The organism is Paenibacillus sp. FSL H8-0079 (assembly GCF_037991315.1).
Lineage (GTDB): Bacteria > Bacillota > Bacilli > Paenibacillales > Paenibacillaceae > Paenibacillus.
Window position 1 is genome coordinate 5,739,647 of the sequence record NZ_CP150300.1, and the last position, 18,370, is coordinate 5,758,016.

The 18,370-nt window shown below is 43.5% G+C and carries 12 protein-coding genes; 4 read left to right on the forward strand and 8 right to left on the reverse strand.

Features of this window, described 5'->3' with window-relative positions; genetic code table 11:
• Nucleotides 1–3: 3 nt before the first annotated feature.
• From MHI06_RS25715 to MHI06_RS25735, 5 genes are all read right to left on the reverse strand, one after another.
• Nucleotides 4–3,687, reverse strand: coding sequence for a DUF6079 family protein (locus tag MHI06_RS25715; RefSeq protein WP_340399533.1), 3,684 nt, complete (start codon nt 3,685–3,687; stop codon nt 4–6).
• Nucleotides 3,688–3,704: 17 nt separating this feature from the next.
• Nucleotides 3,705–4,163 carry a BREX-3 system P-loop-containing protein BrxF gene (gene brxF, locus MHI06_RS25720; RefSeq protein ID WP_340399534.1) on the reverse strand — a complete coding sequence of 153 codons (459 nt, stop codon included), beginning with the start codon at nt 4,161–4,163 and terminating at the stop codon, nt 3,705–3,707.
• 162 nt (nt 4,164–4,325) lie between these two features.
• On the reverse strand, nt 4,326–5,678 hold the full coding sequence (locus MHI06_RS25725) for an McrC family protein (protein ID WP_340399535.1): 1,353 nt from the start codon (nt 5,676–5,678) through the stop codon (nt 4,326–4,328).
• 11 nt (nt 5,679–5,689) lie between these two features.
• A complete protein-coding gene (locus MHI06_RS25730) occupies nt 5,690–7,609 on the reverse strand; it encodes an AAA family ATPase (RefSeq protein ID WP_340399536.1) in 1,920 nt (639 codons plus the stop codon).
• 29 nt (nt 7,610–7,638) lie between these two features.
• Nucleotides 7,639–8,598 (reverse strand): YafY family protein, encoded by a 960-nt coding sequence (locus MHI06_RS25735; RefSeq protein WP_340399537.1) that lies wholly within the window; start codon nt 8,596–8,598, stop codon nt 7,639–7,641.
• Nucleotides 8,599–8,852: 254 nt separating this feature from the next.
• Here MHI06_RS25735 and MHI06_RS25740 point away from each other — a divergent pair, with 254 nt between their 5' ends.
• From MHI06_RS25740 to MHI06_RS25755, 4 genes are all read left to right on the forward strand, one after another.
• Nucleotides 8,853–9,554, forward strand: coding sequence for a response regulator transcription factor (locus MHI06_RS25740; protein WP_340399538.1), 702 nt, complete (start codon nt 8,853–8,855; stop codon nt 9,552–9,554).
• 20 nt (nt 9,555–9,574) lie between these two features.
• Nucleotides 9,575–11,023 (forward strand): HAMP domain-containing sensor histidine kinase, encoded by a 1,449-nt coding sequence (locus tag MHI06_RS25745; protein WP_340399539.1) that lies wholly within the window; start codon nt 9,575–9,577, stop codon nt 11,021–11,023.
• 146 nt (nt 11,024–11,169) lie between these two features.
• Complete coding sequence (locus MHI06_RS25750) at nt 11,170–11,928, forward strand: ABC transporter ATP-binding protein (RefSeq protein ID WP_340399540.1); 759 nt, start codon at nt 11,170–11,172, stop codon at nt 11,926–11,928.
• A 2-nt stretch (nt 11,929–11,930) separates the two neighbouring features.
• On the forward strand, nt 11,931–14,333 hold the full coding sequence (locus MHI06_RS25755; RefSeq protein WP_340399541.1) for an FtsX-like permease family protein: 2,403 nt from the start codon (nt 11,931–11,933) through the stop codon (nt 14,331–14,333).
• A gap of 93 nt (nt 14,334–14,426) precedes the next feature.
• Here the strand turns inward: MHI06_RS25755 and MHI06_RS25760 are convergent.
• The 3 genes from MHI06_RS25760 to mmuP all read right to left on the reverse strand — a co-directional run bounded on the left by MHI06_RS25760 (nt 14,427) and on the right by mmuP (nt 18,342).
• Nucleotides 14,427–15,757, reverse strand: a protein-coding gene (locus tag MHI06_RS25760) for an IS3 family transposase (RefSeq protein ID WP_340402059.1) whose coding sequence is annotated in 2 segments (ribosomal slippage) — nt 14,427–15,376 and nt 15,376–15,757 — 1,332 coding nt in all. Because the reading frame shifts where the segments join, the coding sequence is not laid out codon by codon here.
• 127 nt (nt 15,758–15,884) lie between these two features.
• Nucleotides 15,885–16,952: a homocysteine S-methyltransferase gene (gene mmuM / locus MHI06_RS25765; RefSeq protein WP_340399542.1), complete on the reverse strand. Its 1,068-nt coding sequence runs from the start codon at nt 16,950–16,952 to the stop codon at nt 15,885–15,887.
• Nucleotides 16,930–18,342 (reverse strand): S-methylmethionine permease, encoded by a 1,413-nt coding sequence (gene mmuP, locus MHI06_RS25770; protein WP_340399543.1) that lies wholly within the window; start codon nt 18,340–18,342, stop codon nt 16,930–16,932. Before mmuP ends, mmuM begins: the two co-directional genes overlap by 23 nt.
• Nucleotides 18,343–18,370 lie beyond the last annotated feature (28 nt).

An 18,370-nucleotide genomic window follows, 5' to 3' on the forward strand; every position in this document is an offset into this window, starting at 1 on the left:
AAGTTACTCCTTCTTTAACATAATTCGAACTCGATTAGACGATTGGGAACCGACCTGTTCTCTTACTAATTGTTCAAAGCGTACTCGTAGTTCCTCAATAGTCAACGGACTTCCGTTACCGACCATCTCTAGCAACCGGGTTAATGGCAATTCAACTTTCTGTATTCCTTCGAACACTTCCTTAATTGTTTGGACTAAACGCACATCAACGGGAACCCCCAATGATTTATCTTCCATAAACTGTTTGATTAACTGTTTCTGCTCTCCCGTGAGCAATTCAATATTCTCTCGAAGTTCGCGATCATTTAAGTTAGTCAACAAGGTACTTGTCCAAGAATTAAGTAATTCCTCTAAGTCGATTTCCAACTGTCCCACTGTTACCTGTTGAGAGAACTTTTCATCCTTTGGACGGAATCGGCAATGTGGACAAATCGGAGAATGCTCTAACTCACTTTTTTGTAACTTCCAGCAAATCTTCAATTCATCGGATTTTGCCTTCCATATTTGTAGTTGTTGAGTAGGCAGAATCGGGATTCCAGAAATCTTTTGCAAAGTATCGATTCGTCCATCACGTTTAAGTTGATTAAGTTGATTCTCATCCGTAGCTCCTAAGCTTGATGCTGCGTGTTGCGCGAAATAGGAATCAATATATTGAGCTTTTAATTGGTCTATCACCTTAAGTTCAGCACCGCAGTCGCTATTAAACTTTATAGCGTCGTATAAGTCTCCCAATACACCCTCAACCTGTACGTACCATTCATCAGTAATTGAAACATGGTTACTAGCGCTTACGATATAGTTCGCTTTCTTAGTGATTTCAGAAGCAAGCTCACGCCAATTAATAAGCTTATCCACTAGCAAGAGTTTTTCATGCTGGTCTTGAATTTCGTCCATGCTTTTTTTGAAATTTTTCAGTTTAGCCGGTGTATCGAACACTTGAAGGCTCTGCAGAAACTGATTCAAACTTTGGAGTTTGCTTTGATACTCCTGCAATTCCTCATCCGACAGGAGCGGTAATTCCCATGTAGGAATTTTGTCTTTAAGCTCGTGCTGTAGTTTAACCAGTTGAGTTAACCGTTGCTGTACTTTAGTTTGCAGAGTCTGAACCCCATTCGTTTGTGAATCTGGCTGTAGTAGCCCATGACTAATATTAAATAAGTCAAACAATGCTCGCAACTCTGCTAATGGTAGATCACTTGGTTTCTTAATGTGGCTAAATTCAGCAATTCCTTCTGCCTTCAAAGCAATTAATCGGTTAAACTTCATAGAATCATAAGTTTCCCCATTAATCGTGATCACTATATCGCCAGTGTAGACTAATGCAGCTAATATTACACTCAGAAGCTCAGGTTCTAATTGAAATTCTATCGTCTTCTTGACTTCCCAATCCCCTTGAGATTGGAGAAGTTCAATTAATTCAGAAGAATTAAGTACCTGTCCATGGCCTTTGTTATTTAACAAGTTCAAGACCCATTTGGCATATCCGGATTTCTGCACATTTATTTTCTCTCCATCCAGTAATACTAAACCTTCTAGTATAATTCTTGCCGTCTTGGTTTTTGGATTAGAGATATTCGATAATGTCTCTGGAATATAATTCTTTAGCATGGCTTCGCGAGTAATACTAATGTTACTAAGTCGGAATGTGGGATAATCCGTATATTTCTCCTCAAACCATGTAGTTAAACAATCATTTGCCGCTGCATCAATGATTTCCCGAACTGTTGCTTGAGCTGGAGCCGATAGGCTCCATTCAGCGAGTTTCTTCGTTACTCCTTTATACGTCATTTTATAAGCGGATGGCATGTTCTCAACAAGCCAGTTCATTAAGTTTCTTGAAAACTCCGCGGCTTTATCATCATACAGCTTTTTCGTTGCACTTGAAGCAGTAATGGACATTTCCCTCGCGCCTGCGTAAAGACGAAGTGCAGTATGGAATGATTCATCCTTTGTATCTAGCTTAAAAAATACTTCATCCGGTTTCGCTTCATCTTTGAATTTTGGGAGATCATATGGCTGGAGCATGTAAATGTAGAAATCCCTCTCTGGTTGTGCAGTGGAACGTTCATTCGGCGCACCGAAAAAAATGTATCCCGGACGTGTTACCTTTCTTAACCACCAATTCAGCTCGTGCTGCCAAATTCGGTAACCAGACGCTATACTAGGAGATCCGTCGTCAGTTAATTTTTCTAGAATTTCAAAGTAATACCGATCGAGTTGGTTGCCAACTAGCATCCCTGATTTTTCTTCAATTAGGGAGTCAACGTCGGTCACCTTGTCCAAATCAAGATAATACTGTCCATTATCTCGATTAAGGGATATAAACTGATAGCTTACCGACTTCATAATTTCGTTCAATATCGTATCTATTGTTGCGTTGAGGAAATCAGAGTCCAAATCTGGAAAATCAAAATACAGAAATAATTGGTCCCTTAATTCTGCTGAAGTGACCCCTATCTTAACTTTAATATCGTCCGTTGAAAGTCTGAATACAGAAAGCGCCCGCACGATACGTTTAGCAATTGGTTTATATGCCGTCTTTGCTCTAGGAAAGGCATTTTCTATCCGATCCATCAGGACATCCGACTTTTCCAATACTTCACGTACATCTCGATCCGTACGCAAAGTACGATCATATTGGATATACATCCAATAGTTATCGTAAGAGACCATCCCAGGGCTGTTTAAAGGAACTTCCGTATCAAGAAGCTTCTCAATCTCATCACTAATGGTAGTTAAGGCTACACGTTTCTCCACAACACGTACATTCTCAAATGCTGTTAAGTACGCGGGGTGAATAGGGAATAATGCTGTATACTTTTCGATTTGTTCTCCAAGATTCTCATAAAGTGGAGCAAATCTTAACAAGTGTTCTCTTATTAGTGCCTTTTGACGGTCATCCTTTCGTAACAAGCGTTGAGAGACAACGAATTCGATATCCTCACGAACTATGATCGCTTGCTCAGTACGCTCCTTAACTCTACGAAGCTCGTTGGCTACGAACTGAAACTTGGGATTCTCAAATAGCATCTCCTGCACGCCTGTAATAAATCTAAATCGAGTAGACTGTACAACTTCCCCCATAGCTCGTAAAAAGCCCAGATCAAGAATGAGTTCTTGCTCTTTGCGCGTTCGCAAATAATCAAGCAATTCATCTATTACCAACAAAAATCCTTGATCCGGATATACCTCATGAAATGCCGCCATCATTCGTTTCATTTCGTCCTTGTTACTTACCAATGTAGCTACATTTGGCATTTCATAATCCACACTATTTTCTTGAAGAAAATTGCTCATTTCACGGAACAGCACTTCACCAAGTGGCAATTGGATTCCATCAAATTCAACCCGTAACACTTTGAACTTTCCTTCAATTTCTTTAGCCTTTTTTGCAATTTTCTCATGATGGATGTATTGTGATGTCCCAACAGTTTCAGCAATAGAAGCTATTACACTCATTAAGTGGGATTTACCAGTACCATAATTACCAACAATCATTATCCCCTTATGGTCAATAGGACGTTGAAATTGAAGTTGCTCGAAAATAATGTCATCAATAACTTCTTCCATACGGTCCGATATTACATAGGTTTGAACTAGTTGCTGAGCTAGCTGCTCTTCTGCAGCATCCTTCAAAACGACGACAGATTTTATAGGTTCAAATTGAATTAAATCTCTATACTTCATAATATATCCCTCCGCGATTAATAAAACAGAATGCTATTTCCGTATTCAGTATTCTTATAATACTCTGGATGTTCTGGGGTTGCATAATAAAGTACACCTTGTTTCGCCTTACCAGGCCACAAAACTAATAGAACTGTATTCCCGCTGTTTGCTTCTAGCAACTTTACTGGGTTTACTTGTAACTCTGGATCGAATAGGTACTCTATATTATACAAGCATACAATTTCTCTATTTTTATCGTTAATCAGTTTTCTCAACAGTGCACTAACTTTAAATGGACGATGATCAGGAGCAACTAATTTTAATTGTTCTGATAAGTACAAGCTCGTATTTACAATAGGTATATTCATTTTTTCTATTTCATTAGATATATAATGAATACCTTGGATTTCTGGAATTAAAAATGCAATTTTACGTCTTCTCGTTGCAATGTCAGACAATTCAGAACGGATGAATTCTAATTTAGTATCTGTCATAACACTTTTCTCCATTCGAAAGGAATAACGATTTCTCGTTCTTACCCTTAACCCTAGTATTTTATCAGAATTATGGATTAAGATTAATGAAAATATATAACAGTTCTGCTTAAGATAACTCTACCATCGTACTCCGACAGTACCCTATCTCGAACATACATTCTATTTCATCGTTTCTAACATACTTTCAATTATTTTGTATACAGATTCCTTCCCCAGGCTCAAATCAATAAAACCGATCTTTACGTTCACTCCATCTCCGCTGTCATACACAACCGGTTCATTAATTCTTGAAAGACCAGGATGCCAAGGATAGAGCAAGTATACTGTCCTTGCTCCATATTTCTTAGCATAAACATACGCCTGATACATATCTGCCTGGGAGATCCCGTAATCCGGCCTCGATGTAAGCAGTTTCCATTTGGTATCGAGAACCACAACCTTTCCATTTCCCTCCACAACAATGTCCGGGCGCAGATTAAACCTTGAGGGGCTTTGAAACAAATGTTGCGATTGATCCTGCGTTCGAACTTTCAGTCCCTCAGGTGCAAGGGATTTACGCAGCAATACTGCCACGTAGCGCTCGAAAATCTTTTCCATCGGGAACAGAAGCGCATAAGCTGCGCCATCACCTCGAAATGGAGTGAAACTATGACCAAGCAGGAATACACGGCACCATTCCATAATGGTTCGATACTCCTTATTCGATCGATCCATCGTCACGCTGGACCAATCCAGCTTCCAATTCAATGAACTTTCCACTTGATCAAAGGAATTCAACAAAATATGTAAATCCTTCTTGTTACGCGAGCCTGCACTGATTTTTAACAGCAGTTCAATGGTTGATTTGATCAAGCTATTTTCCGGGCGATTGACGCTAAACAGATCATACTGAATGTAAAAACGTTCTGTATGTGCTGCATTATGTTTGATATGCTCGGTAAATTGTAGTTTCCCCTTAAGAAACTGTTCATTGCCCTGGTGTACTACATAATTGGATTTTAATCCGTGCTTCACTAAACGATTTGCCTCATTGATGAACATACGAATAAAAATATCAAATATGGTGTGCCGTTCCGTATGGAGGCCCGATTGCCGGAATATCTTATAAGGGATTTCGCCTGTCACACTTAGCATGTGAAGGAAGATGCGCTTCGTCTCTTCATCTGAGCTTTCGTTATTCTGGTCAAACACTTTGGGCAAAATCTCAACCTGTGTGCCCTGCGCCATCGTGATGATCCCCACATAGTTTTTTGCGCTAATGAGTTTTCCGATCCCTCGCCTGCTCGTGACACTCAGAAATTCAAGCGCATCCGTCCCCTGATCGCCACCTTTGTTTTCCAGTATGAACTGCTCCAATTGATCAAAGGCATGCTCATTGAGATATTGATAAACGAGCCCCTTTCCATCTGTATGTTTGCATAGTCCCTCATACTCTTTCAAAGTAACTATCTTTTTCTGTTGCGAAATGTCACTGATTCTAGTTTTACGACTTTCTATTAGCCGACTCTTCATGTGCTCCCCACTTAATCCAAGTATGCTGAATCGTATATTTTCAGGTAGGATTCTACTTTTTCAAAGGCTCCTGTATTCACCCTATAGACCATCTCATCTTCCAGATTCCCATTTTCCAGATTCCCAAACAGCCTCTGAACGTTCACTTTGGTCTGAACGATAAATTGCTCTTCTTTAGGTTTGTTGTTATCTCCGAGAACAAGCCGAATCTTCTCAACATCGTCGTAGAAATATTCCTGCAGCAAAGGAATAATCGTGTGCTGGAACAAGTGTCCCAGCAGCTCCAAAGACGGAGCCCTGTTCACTTCGATAAAATAAGCATGTCCAATCGTATGCTCACGGTCATATAATACTTCGATTCGACGGTTCATCGTCTCCAGCATCTGCGATAAATTGATGAATTGTCCGCTAACCGTATGTGAGGCAAGACATCCTGGATCAGGCATCATCTCTGCAAAAGTAAACCTTCGCCGCAGAGCCGTATCCAGCCGGGCTATTGAGCGATCTGCCGTATTCATCGTGGCTAGCAGATAGACATTGTTAGGTACGCCAAAGAGCTTTTGTGAGTAAGGCAGCGTTAAACGAGTTTCCTCTGCCATACCCAGACGCTTGCTTCCCTCAATAAGGGTAATCAGCTCACCAAAAACTTTGGAAATATTACCGCGGTTGATTTCATCGATAATGAATACATAGTTTTTCTCATTATTCTGAATGGCCGACTTCATGGGAGCACTCTCTTTTTTCTCCAAGATGGATAATACGTCTGCCAATGTAATTCGACTAAGACGGTAGACGGAGCTAAGGGTCAGGTTGGTATTGCCGTTTAACTCCAGTACGTTCTCCCGGATATTCTTGGCTAGCCAGCTCACCTTGCGTGACCGCTTGAATTGCGGCGTGTCCTGAAGCCATTCGTAGTCTCCTGTGACAACGCCGATTGCGTCAATGGTCGCCTTATCATGCAGAACGAGGACCAAATCTCCGATCGCCATCTCCACAATGAAATTATTCAGAACAGCTTGACCACCGTGCTCATAGTTCGTTTCTTCATTCAAGATTTCCCCATAAGAATCCCACCCGATTCGAATCCGGTCATGGTTGAAGCAATCCGCCTTGAGGGCATTTTCCCCGGATCCACCCAACGAAACTTTCCATATCGTCGGGTCCTGGCGAATACCATAATCATTGTGATCCTGAACAATAGGTTTTTGCGCCGCTTCGCAAAAACGTCTGAAAATTCCAGGAGCAATTTCATAGGAAATGTCTCCACCCGAATTTTCTTGCCCCCCATCAGCTAACATCTGCGGTTTAATGCCCTCGATAAATTCTTCATAACCATAAGATTGATGAAATGTTGTGAAAGCTATCTGTCCTTGAGCCTTATAAGCATCGTATCGTGTTTTGATATGATCGTAACCAGCCGTCTCCGCTTCTTCGCGGATATCGTCCAAAAGTTTATTCTCTATGATGGACACGGCGTACAAGACGGTATGATACGTTTTCCCAGTCCCTGGAGGACCGTATAAGATGATATTTTTATCTAACAGCTTCGGTCTGGCGTCTGAAATAGAGTGTTGTTCTCCCAATGGCTTTGTTTCCAATGCCAGACTTCCTCTGGACTCGAATTCTCTAAGAAACTCCTCGTAATACGCCAAACTGTACTGAAAGGCGCGATTTCCCGCTTTTTCATTGATCTCATTAAAATTTTGAGCCTGCTCCATTCTCAATCGTAACTGAGAATACTCGCTAACTGAATCCACCTCGAATACATTCGTTGTTTCCAACGAGACTCCACTTAATCTTGCCGGAGCCGTAGTTAGTGCAGAAACATATGAGCTGATCGTATTTTCGGAGTAGGACTGTCCATTCGATTTCCTTTTGCGCCTCAACCAATCTGTATAGTTTTTCTTTCGATTCCTCATCTGCTCATCCATCCTGCCTTCTTTCTCCTCTCAACCAAGTATTATTGATACATTCTCATCCAGGCTACCATGCGTGCTTTCATCTCTTCTCGTGCCGATTGTGGTTCCAGAATCTCTGCGTCGGGGCCGTACTGCAGTAACCACATGATGAATTCATGCTCATTGTTCACCGTTACTTCAAATAGAAGCGATCCATCTGCTAACTCTTTCATCCATGGTTGAACAAAGAGCTCCTCCTCCCGAATGTAACGAGCCACTTTCGAATCAAAACGAACCCTAAACCGGGTATTTCGCTCTCCCGGATGAATCGACCATGTATTTTTTAAATATTGTTGAATATTGAAATCGCCTAGGTAGAATACTTCGTTCGTGATATGTACTTGCTGGAAACGGCTCAAACGAAAAACTCTCATACCTTGTGCTCTATGACAGAAACCGATTAAGTAAAAACGTTGTTCTCTTGGAATCAGATAATACGGATCGATCATTCGGTTGCTTGTTTCATCCCTGGATTGAGTATGATATACGGTGTCAATCGTTCGCTTGTCCAATATCGCTTGAATGATTTCATGAAGAAAATTAGGATACTCTGTTCGGTACGCAGGGGTTCCCATCTGAATCATATCCGTAATATCACGGACGAGATTACTGCGCTGGGTCTGATTCTTTCGATGGGAGGTCATTACTTTATCATATGCACTGGCAAATCCGGGAGGACGTTTATCCCTTTCGAGTAGTGAAGGAAGCAAAGTGAAAGCTAGTTCTTCTTCTTCATTAAAACGAATGGGATCCAAAAAGTTTTCGTTCAGAAAACGATACCCTCCGTTTCGTTTGTCTTCATCTTCTAGCATCAACGTCGTGAATAAAGAGATCTGACTAATATCACGGTAAATCGTTCTTTGGGATACTTCGAGTTTCGTCGCAAGTTCACTCGCAGTTATCCCTGGCTTTGCATAGATGGCATTTATAAGTTGAAATAAACGACTAGTCTTTTCACTCATATTTTTATTTCTCCCTAGAAATAACATTTAGATTCTCTGATTCTATAGTACTATCTTTTATTTTAAAAAAATACCTTATTGTGTATTTATAGGCCTATCTTCATTCTAACTGGCTGGTAATTTCCCGCACAGCTTTTAGCATTTGTTCATGACGCATCATGAACAAATGCTGTATAGTGAAAAACATAGGTTCCTTACAGACTCAACCAAAGCTCTATTTTCTATTTTGATATTCTTATACTGGAGCGATACATATGCTAACCCACCAGCGCAAAGTCCTCATCATCGAGGATGAACCGGATATTTCACGCATTCTCCGAGATTATCTGACCAAAAATCAATATGAAGCCGCCGTGGCAGCGACTGGTCAAGATGGGCTTCAGATCATGGAGCTTATTCAACCGGATTACATCATTCTGGACATTATGCTTCCAGACATGGACGGAATCGAGGTGTGCCGAGAGATTAGACGGCGTAATAATATCCCCATTCTCATTCTAAGTGCCAGAGGTAGTGATACCGATAAGGTACTTGGCCTTGGTTTTGGAGCAGACGATTATATGACCAAACCTTTCTCTCTGAGCGAACTGTTAGCACGGATCAATGCCCACTTTAGACGTTATTACAGCATGACATTGGATCAGGACAGAACAGATCTACTGCGTCTTGGAAACCTTGTGATTGATAAAAAAGCCTATAAAGTTACAGTGAACGGATCGGAAGTTTCCCTGTCTGCCAAGGAATTCGAATTACTTCATTATCTGGCAAGCCATAAGAATCAAGTTTTCTCCAAAGCCCAGTTACTCGACGCCATCTGGGGATATGCAACCTATGGGGATGAAAACACCGTAACCGTATACATTCGCAGACTACGAGAAAAGATCGAGGCAGATGCCTCACATCCGACCGTTCTGAAGACGGTATGGGGTGTCGGTTACAAATTCAATTATGAATAAGCGAGATTGGAGGCACCCACATGTCATTGAACATCTGGTCCAGACGCTGGTTGTTAACAACACTTGGCCTTCTGATTATTATGGTTTTAAGTATCCTCGCGCTGTCGATAATGCTATTCCAAAATCGAAATTCTGAACAATCCAACCTGTCCATGAATCAGGTTCGCCTCAAGATCAATCCAATTTTGCTCGCTTTGGAGCAAAATCATCAGCTTCTGGGTGAACAAAATATTCATGAAGATATACGGGCCATCGCCAGCGAAAGTGGGGTTCTGCTTACCTATGTGAACTTGGATGGAACAGTAACTCTGTCCTCCGTCCCTACCTCTGAAGGAACTCAAGTTAACCTGCGTTCAGCTCTTCATTATGATCTGCATCATGCCGCGCAGGCTGCGGACGGTAACGAATCCCTTGATATTGCGTTTCCCGTGATGGACGGACCCGTGGGAAGTCAGATCGGCAATGCCATCTTTTCCATCCCCCAAGCCATGGTTACGGTTCAGCAATCGATGACTTTTCCGGTGATATGGATTAGCGCACTCATGCTCCTGTCACTGATTCTGAGCTTATTTCTATTCTGGATGAAACGAAAACTGAACAAGCAGCTCCTCTCTCCCATCCATCAATTAAAGCTGCATGCGGAATCCATCCTCAAAGGAAATTATGAAGAAAAGATTCAGTACAACCGGACCGATGAGCTGGGCGAAGTGTATGCCATGTTTGACCTGATGCGTACAGAAATCAAACATATGCACGAGCTACGCATCCAGCAGGAACAAGCACAAAAGGAACTCATCACCAATATATCTCATGATATTAAGACACCGATTACCACGATAAAAGCATACATAGAAGCTATTGAGGAAGGACTATGCAACGATCAGGAGACGCTAATGGAATACATGGGAGTCATGCGAACCCATACGGATAAAACAGCCCGACTTGTGGAGGACCTGCTGGTTCATGCACTTCAGGAACTGGGGCAGATCTCAGTGGAACCCCGTGAAATGTACAGTGGTCCTGTACTCGACACCATGTTGAAACCTATTGAGCATGTGATACTCACAAGAGGCCTCATCTATGACGGGCTCAAGCCCAACCACATTCCCAATGTATTAATCGCTATCGACACTACTCGAATTGAACAAGTCATCTCCAATCTTGTCGCCAATGCCCTCAAACATACAGCTCCGGGAGACACGATACGTATAGCCATTGAACTGGAATCCGGGCACCTGAAAGTGACCATCGCCGATTCGGGTCAGGGCATACGTGTACAGGATATGCCGTTTGTTTTCCAACGTTATTTCAGAGGCCAAGTGAGTCATACAGACCAACGTGTTCAGGAAGGTACGGGACTGGGTCTTTCCATCTGCCAAAGCATTATTGAAGCACACGGAGGCCATATTTCCTTCACCAGTAAAGAAGGACAAGGTACAACCTTCCGGTTCTACCTGCCCATCTGCTAAGCCACACTGGCGTGGCTATTTTATCAAATGCCTTTAACTTCCGCTTCAATCCGTTTGCCTGTAATACTTTATTCATAATTTGATAAGGCTTCCTCAACATCTCTCCTCTAGAATGAATCCTATACTGCACTCGGGAGTGATTCGACTTGTCCAAAAAAGTGATTATCCGTGCACAGAATCTGTGCAAGACGTACAACAGCGGAAGTGAGCAACATCATGCCATCCGTAATGTCGATCTCGATATCTATGAAGGGGAATTCACGGTGATCATGGGTAACTCTGGCTCTGGCAAATCAACTCTTTTATATCTGCTAAGCGGACTGGATCAGATCACAACAGGTGAGGTCTATTTTCGTGACCAGCGGATTGACGCTTACAGTGAAGGAGAAATGTCCGACTTCCGCACCCGCCGAATCGGTTATATCTATCAGAGCATCAATCTGGTCCCGGACCTTTCCATCAAAGAGAACATTGCTTTACCGGGATATATCGCTGGAAACAAAAAGAAGGACATCCAATCCAGGGCTGCTGAGCTGATGAATGCCATGGATATTGATGGACAACGTAACCGTCTCCCCTCCCAAACTTCCGGAGGACAACAGCAACGAGCAGCTATTGCACGGGCTTTGATCAACTCGCCAGATATCATCTTTGCGGACGAACCGACCGGAAGCCTGAACCTGGAACATGGCACAGCCGTTCTCGATATCCTCACGGATATCCACCGGAAAGGACAGTCCGTAGTTATGGTTACGCATGATATTAAAGCCGCCTGCCGGGCAGATCGCCTGATCTACATTCAGGACGGCAAGATAGGCGGAATCCTTGAGTTCAATACCTATGACGATCATCAAATTCAAGATCGTGAAGCGATCATCTTCGCTTTGGTTACGGGGAAGGAATAACGATGGCAGTCATGTTCAAACTTAGCTTGTCGTATCTGATCAGGAACAAAATACAAAATACGTTGATTGCGCTACTCCTGCTACTCTCGACACTTCTTGTATCCACAGCTATTGTCATACTGGCGAACACGGGCAATCAGTTTCAGGAAATGCATACCCGTACCCATGGATCTCATCAGATCCTGACGTTTGAGAAAGGACTGAATGACCCGAAAGTTGTACACGACTGGTGGGCTTCCCAAGATGGCGTTGAGGTATCTCCATTGCTAACGTATCGTACATTGTCAGGCATCGTTTTTGATGAAACGGATGTTCCTAACCTCTACCTGTACATGTTTAATACGCCTCCGCCGCCATGGGGTGTGGATGAACTTATTTTCTCAAGTGGAACACCCCGCACGATTCCCTGGCCAGGTTCCGTCTGGATTCCAACGTCCATGGCGAATGGCTATCATATCTCGGTAGGCGATACCATTGGCTTCAAAACCGGCTCACAAACACTGAATCTGAATGTGTCCGGCATTGTCATCGATGTACCGTACGGAGCCCCTTTCTCAAATACAGCACGGGTCTGGATGAATCCAGCCGATTATCAACGTGATCTCGCGGCGCTCACAGGTAACGAGAATCACATGATAGGAATCCATTTTAACGATTACAGCATGAATTCGGTGTATTGGGAACGATACAATCGTGAGACAGGCACTCCGTTTCTAGAATCCAAAATGGAATTCGAAGCGATCTCCTCTTTTTATCTGATTATTAACCAGGTTATTGGCTTCATGATGATCTTCATGGGCGTTGTCATGCTCTCCATCGCTTTAATGACCATCGGATTCACGATTTCGGATGCCATACTGGCCAATTACAGAACGATAGGTATTCTCAAATCACTCGGTCTGACTTCCCGTAGAACGATAGGCACCTATGTTATTCAATATGCGTTGTTGTCCATCGTAGCCATTATCCCAGGGCTTGCAATGAGTGTATGGATATCCAAATGGATCATTAATATATCCGTATCCTCTCTTCGAGTCGATAATCAGAACATTCCAGTCCAAGGGTTGGACGCGACCATACTGGCTGGTGTACTTCTATTTGCGCTAGTGATACTGTTCACTGTGTTGTACGCCAAAAAAGCACGTAGCATACAGCCCGTGCAGGCTATTCGTTATGGTATGTCGGAGACAGATAACAGCCGGATGGCTGGAAAAATGAATTCGCCATGGGCACACTGGGTCGGCTTCACACGAATGCCTGTGACCGCGGTCCTTGGACTTCGACATGTTTTCAAAAACACCAAAAGTTCTGTTCTCACACTTTTACTGACCACCATAGCTTCCTCCGTACTAGTCTTGGGATATGTGCTGCTGACCAGTATAATCGGAATTGAACAGACAGCAGCCAAATGGGGATATGACAATGCCAACATCGCAGCAGTCGTAGTGAACAAAAGTAACTTCCCCAAGGCTGAACTTAAGCACGTGTTAGCGCAGGATTTGAGGATCCGCAATGTAGGCTGGCAAGGGAACATCACAGGTGTAATTAGCCCGGAATCTTCAACAACAGTAAAGGGCCAATCCATCAGTCTCAACTTGAGTGTACTGGACGGGAGTTATCAGGAGCTTGGATTCGAAACGTTAAAAGGGGATAACCCACAGCACGCAAATGAAATTGCCATTGGTGTAGGTGTAGCCAAAACATCAAACAAAGATCTCGGTGATCTCATCGACATCTATATTGAAGGAGAAAAGCGTACATTCCTCATCACAGGCATCTATCAGGCGATCGCCAACATGTCTGTTTCAGGCCGAATCACCATCGATGCCATGAGAAGTGTGAACCCTGGTTATGGTGAATTTGATGCCATCTTCATCAATGTAAACGATATGGCACAAGCGGATAAGGTTGCCGGGGAATTGAATGAACAATTTAAAGATTTCGCTTCGATAGTCACCCAGAAGACGTTGCTCGATTCAGTCTATGCGGAAGCTGCTAATATCCTAATCTATCCCATAAGCCTGATTGGATTATTGTTCATCGTTGTGACCTTCATCATTATTTTCAGTACCTGTCGAATCAATATTCGCAAAGAGAGCAGAACGTACGGGATATACAAATCGCTGGGGATGACATCCCGTCAAATCCGATTATCGCTCACCCTGGGAATGGTTGTGTTGTCCGCCATAGGAGCAATACTGGGTATTTTCGTAGGCGTATATGTGCTACCTCTTCTGCTCGAAATGGTCCTTTCCAATTATGGTATCGTGCAACTTCCATTGATTCTGAATTGGGGTGAAATGATACTGTTCGCCTTCCTAAGCATCATTGCAGCAGGTCTTGGCTCATGGTTTTCTTCCCGAATCATTCGGGAAACATCACCACGTATGCTGGTTATCGAATAATGTAATAAGGATCTAGTAACACAATAAAAAAAGCCTTTCCACTCCTTTATAGGATTAAAGTGTACCCTTTGTAAAGGACATTTTGAAAAAAAACTAGGCAACTTGTTGAAGCTGCTGTCTGTATTTTACAGGCGGCAGCTTTTTCAAATTCCATTGCCCTCGATAATGATTATAGTACGTCATATAACTCTTAATTTCTCGTTTTACTTCTTCTAATGTTTCGCATTCTTTGATATTCGTTTCATCCTTAAAATGCCCAAAGAATGATTCTTGGGGAGCGTTATCCCAACAGTTTCCTCGTCGTGACATGGATTGAGTTAACCCCATTTTTTTCACTACGGATTGGAATTGTGGGTTCGTATAATGAAAGCCTTGATCGGAATGGATTAACGCATCTTTTGTGATATGTCGGTGTTTCTTCAATTGATGAAGCGTGTTCAGCGCAATGTCTATGCGTAACGAAGAAGACACTTCATACGCTAAAATCTCATTCGTCTGTGCGTCTTTCATGGTTGATAAATAAGCTCGCTGGTTGCCTTTGTACGTTAAATAGGTGATGTCGGTTAATAACACCTTTCCCGCCTCGCCTGGCTTAAAATTGCGCTGTAATTCGTTTGGACATGTGCGATGTTCTTTCGTTGCTTTTGCCATTCTACGGGCTGGATTAGCCTTTCGAATGGGACAGATGATTTCAAATTTCTTCATGATCCGACGAATCCGCTTCAAGTTGTACGTCATCTTGTACTGATTTTCTAATGTCATTTTAATTTGGCGTGCTCCTTTTTTACGTCCACGGAATCGATAGGCCTTTAAAATCATTTCCTTTACCATCTCATCTGCTTCGGCTTCAGCTATACGCTTTTGCGCTGATTTTTCAGTGAAGTAATTGTAATAACCCGAACGTGATACTTCCATAATATCGCATAGATAGCTGACCAACCGCTTCAATTTATACGTTCTGATCGTCCGATAAATGAGTTCAAACTTCAGCTCTACAGCCACTTTTATTTCTTTTTCAACATCTGCCTTTCGAGTAGATCGAGCTTTTTTAGCAGTTCATTTTCCGCTCGTAACAATTGATTTTTTGCTTCTAATCGTTCAATCTTTTGTTCTAATGTTAATTCACGTTCCGAAGGGCGACCTGAATTCGTTTTACGTGTATCCTGTAAGCCTTCTACACCCGCTTCACGATACGAAGCACGCCAACGTTTTCCAGAAGAACGGACACGCTCTAAACCAATACATTCAACATCTAAGCCCGCTTCTTCAAAAATGTCTCGTGGCAGTTTACCCTGTTCATTTTGTGCAATGAAATGGCGCTTAAATTCATCGGTATACGTAATCGCCTTTTCACTAACAGCGATCACATTTGGATTCCGTTTTAGTTGTTCTTGTTCTTTCTTCGTCAGTAATCTTTTCGTCATAACATTTCCGCTCCAACATCGTTTTTTTTCATTATAAACAAAGTACCCTATAAGATGGGCTTTTTTCAAAGTGTCCATCTTATAGGGTACATTTTAGATGTGGAAAGGCTTTTCATAATGATATGATCTACTTCCGCCATTTCTTCGCAAGTGCACCAATCTGATGTGGCGTTGTTCGGCAGCAGCCGCCAATAATTTTCGCGCCCGCAGCAACCCACTGCTCCGAAGCATCACTCATGCTGCCACAAGTACCCTGTCCGCTCCACGTCTTCGTTGCTGCATCGTACACTTCTCCCGAGTTCGGATACACAATAACAGGTTTGTCACTGGCACGGCTGAGAATACCTACGGCTTCCGTCACCACTTCCATCGGAGCACAGTTCAGGCCAATCGCCACAATCTGCGGCTCGGAGCCAAACGTCTGTGCACATACCTCAAGTGGTGTACCCTCGCTGATGCTTGTCCCGTTTTTTAAAGAAAAAGATAGCCAAGCATACGCATGAGGAAACTCCTTCAGTAGATCAACCAGCACCTGTGCTTCCTGCAACGAAGGAATGGTCTCAAAAGCCAAAATGTCAGCCCCCGCTTCAATCAACGCCGCCATACGCGGACGGTGAAATGCAACAAGTGTCTCATCCGACACGCCGTAATGTCCCACATACTCTGAACCATCCGCCAGATAGGCGCCATATGGCCCAACGGACCCGGCAATAATTGGACGTGGACGAAAACAATCTCCTTCGCGATCTACTGTACGATCTGTTATATGCTCCTCGTGCTCCACGTTCTGGGAACGTACCGAAGGAGCTTCTACAAGCTGACCTGTCGAACTTTCTCTTCCTACTAAATCACTCTGCACTTCTGCCCACACGTCATCTCTCGCCTGTGCAGCCAGCTCCACCGTCTTGCGGATCAGCTCCAGTGCTGCCTGTTCACCAATCCCTCTCTTGCGGAAACCATCCACCGTCGCCTGATAACTGGATGTAATCGCACAGTCGGCTCCTGCTCGAAAATAATCCGCATGGACCTGAACGATGACATCTGGATTCTCAATTAACACACGGGCAGACCAGAGCGGATCATCCAGATCACATCCATGCTGTTCAAGTTCGGTCGCCAGCGCTCCATCCAGAATCATGACTGAGTGTTCACGTAGGATCTGTTCTATGGGATTAGTCTGTTGTGCTTGCGTCATGTAATTGTCCTCTTTTCTTGTTCGCACGTTCTGTCAGATAATAAGCGGCGTAACACACTGCGATAAATGGAACCCCACAATACAGTGCAATTCGCTGTGTCGGGTCAAAAGCAATACCTATGCATGAAGCCAGACATAATATAAATGAAATAATTGGTACAGCCGGGTACAGCGGTGTGCGGTAGACCAAATCTTTGACCGCATGTCCTTCCCGGATATACTGTCTGCGGAACATGTACTGGGAAGCGCTGATGCTCATCCATACCGCAACGACAGCCAGACCTGAAATGGAAACCAGTGTAATATACACGGTACCTGGCGCAATGACACTGGACAGCAAAGCCAGCGCACCACCAACCATACTGATTAGAAGTGCATTCAATGGCACACCCTGTTTGGTCAATTTGGCAAACCACGGGGAGATCGTTTTTTTGTCAGCCAGAGACCAGAGCATCCGCGACGAAGCATACAGGCCTGAATTGGCAGCAGAGAGAATCGCCGTCAGAATAACAAAGTTCATAATGTCTGCTGCATAGGGGACTCCCACTCGCTCCATTACGGCTACAAACGGACTTTCCAGTACACTGGCATCCGACATAGGTAGCAAGGCAGACAAGATAACAATCGTTCCGATGAAGAAAATAACCAAACGCCACAGCGTTGTATGAATCGCTTTCGGTATCGTCTTCTCCGGATTCTCCGTCTCCCCGGCGGCAATGCCGATTAATTCGGTACCGGAGAATGCAAAGTTTACAGCAAGCATAGTCATCAGTATCGCTGTAGCTCCATGAGGGAACCACCCGGATGCGGTAATATTTGATAGAAACGGAGCCGGTTCAGCATCCGCCATCGGAATGAATCCGAACATGGCTGCGCCACCGATCATAATAAAGACTACGATAGTCACTACTTTGACAGATGAGAACCAGAACTCGGATTCCGCAAATAATTTCACCGTTAAGGCATTGAACAGGAAAATCATTAGTGCAAAGAGCGCACTCCATATCCAAACATTTACCGATGGAAACCATCGCTGCATCAACAGTCCCGCGGCTGTAAATTCGGAGCCAAGCGCAACAGTCCAGGTTAACCAATACAACCAAGCCACCGTGTAGCCTGTTGCTGGACCGATATATTTGGCTGCATAACTATGAAACGCTCCTGTTTCTGGCATGTGAACAGATAGTTCACCAAGACAGAGCATCACCAGATATACAACGATCGCTCCGATCAGATAAGACAAAATGGTTCCCATTGGTCCCGCCTGTTGAATCGTGTAACCCGAGCTGAGGAATAAACCCGTTCCAATCACTCCACCGAGAGAGAGCATGACTACGTGCCGTGCCTGCATTTTCCGCTGAAAATGCCCTTTGTCGTTGTTGTTCTCCATACCTGCTGCTCCCCTACTTCTTCATCCA

What these genes read in the sequence shown, in the direction of transcription:
- MHI06_RS25715 (WP_340399533.1), bottom strand. Translation starts at nt 3,687, where the DNA reads ATGAAGTATAGAGATTTAATTCAATTTGAACCTATAAAATCTGTCGTC.
- brxF (WP_340399534.1), bottom strand. Translation starts at nt 4,163, where the DNA reads ATGACAGATACTAAATTAGAATTCATCCGTTCTGAATTGTCTGACATT.
- MHI06_RS25725 (WP_340399535.1), bottom strand. Translation starts at nt 5,678, where the DNA reads ATGAAGAGTCGGCTAATAGAAAGTCGTAAAACTAGAATCAGTGACATT.
- MHI06_RS25730 (WP_340399536.1), bottom strand. Translation starts at nt 7,609, where the DNA reads ATGGATGAGCAGATGAGGAATCGAAAGAAAAACTATACAGATTGGTTG.
- MHI06_RS25735 (WP_340399537.1), bottom strand. Translation starts at nt 8,598, where the DNA reads ATGAGTGAAAAGACTAGTCGTTTATTTCAACTTATAAATGCCATCTAT.
- MHI06_RS25740 (WP_340399538.1), top strand. Translation starts at nt 8,853, where the DNA reads ATGCTAACCCACCAGCGCAAAGTCCTCATCATCGAGGATGAACCGGAT.
- MHI06_RS25745 (WP_340399539.1), top strand. Translation starts at nt 9,575, where the DNA reads ATGTCATTGAACATCTGGTCCAGACGCTGGTTGTTAACAACACTTGGC.
- MHI06_RS25755 (WP_340399541.1), top strand. Translation starts at nt 11,931, where the DNA reads ATGGCAGTCATGTTCAAACTTAGCTTGTCGTATCTGATCAGGAACAAA.
- mmuM (WP_340399542.1), bottom strand. Translation starts at nt 16,952, where the DNA reads ATGACGCAAGCACAACAGACTAATCCCATAGAACAGATCCTACGTGAA.
- mmuP (WP_340399543.1), bottom strand. Translation starts at nt 18,342, where the DNA reads ATGGAGAACAACAACGACAAAGGGCATTTTCAGCGGAAAATGCAGGCA.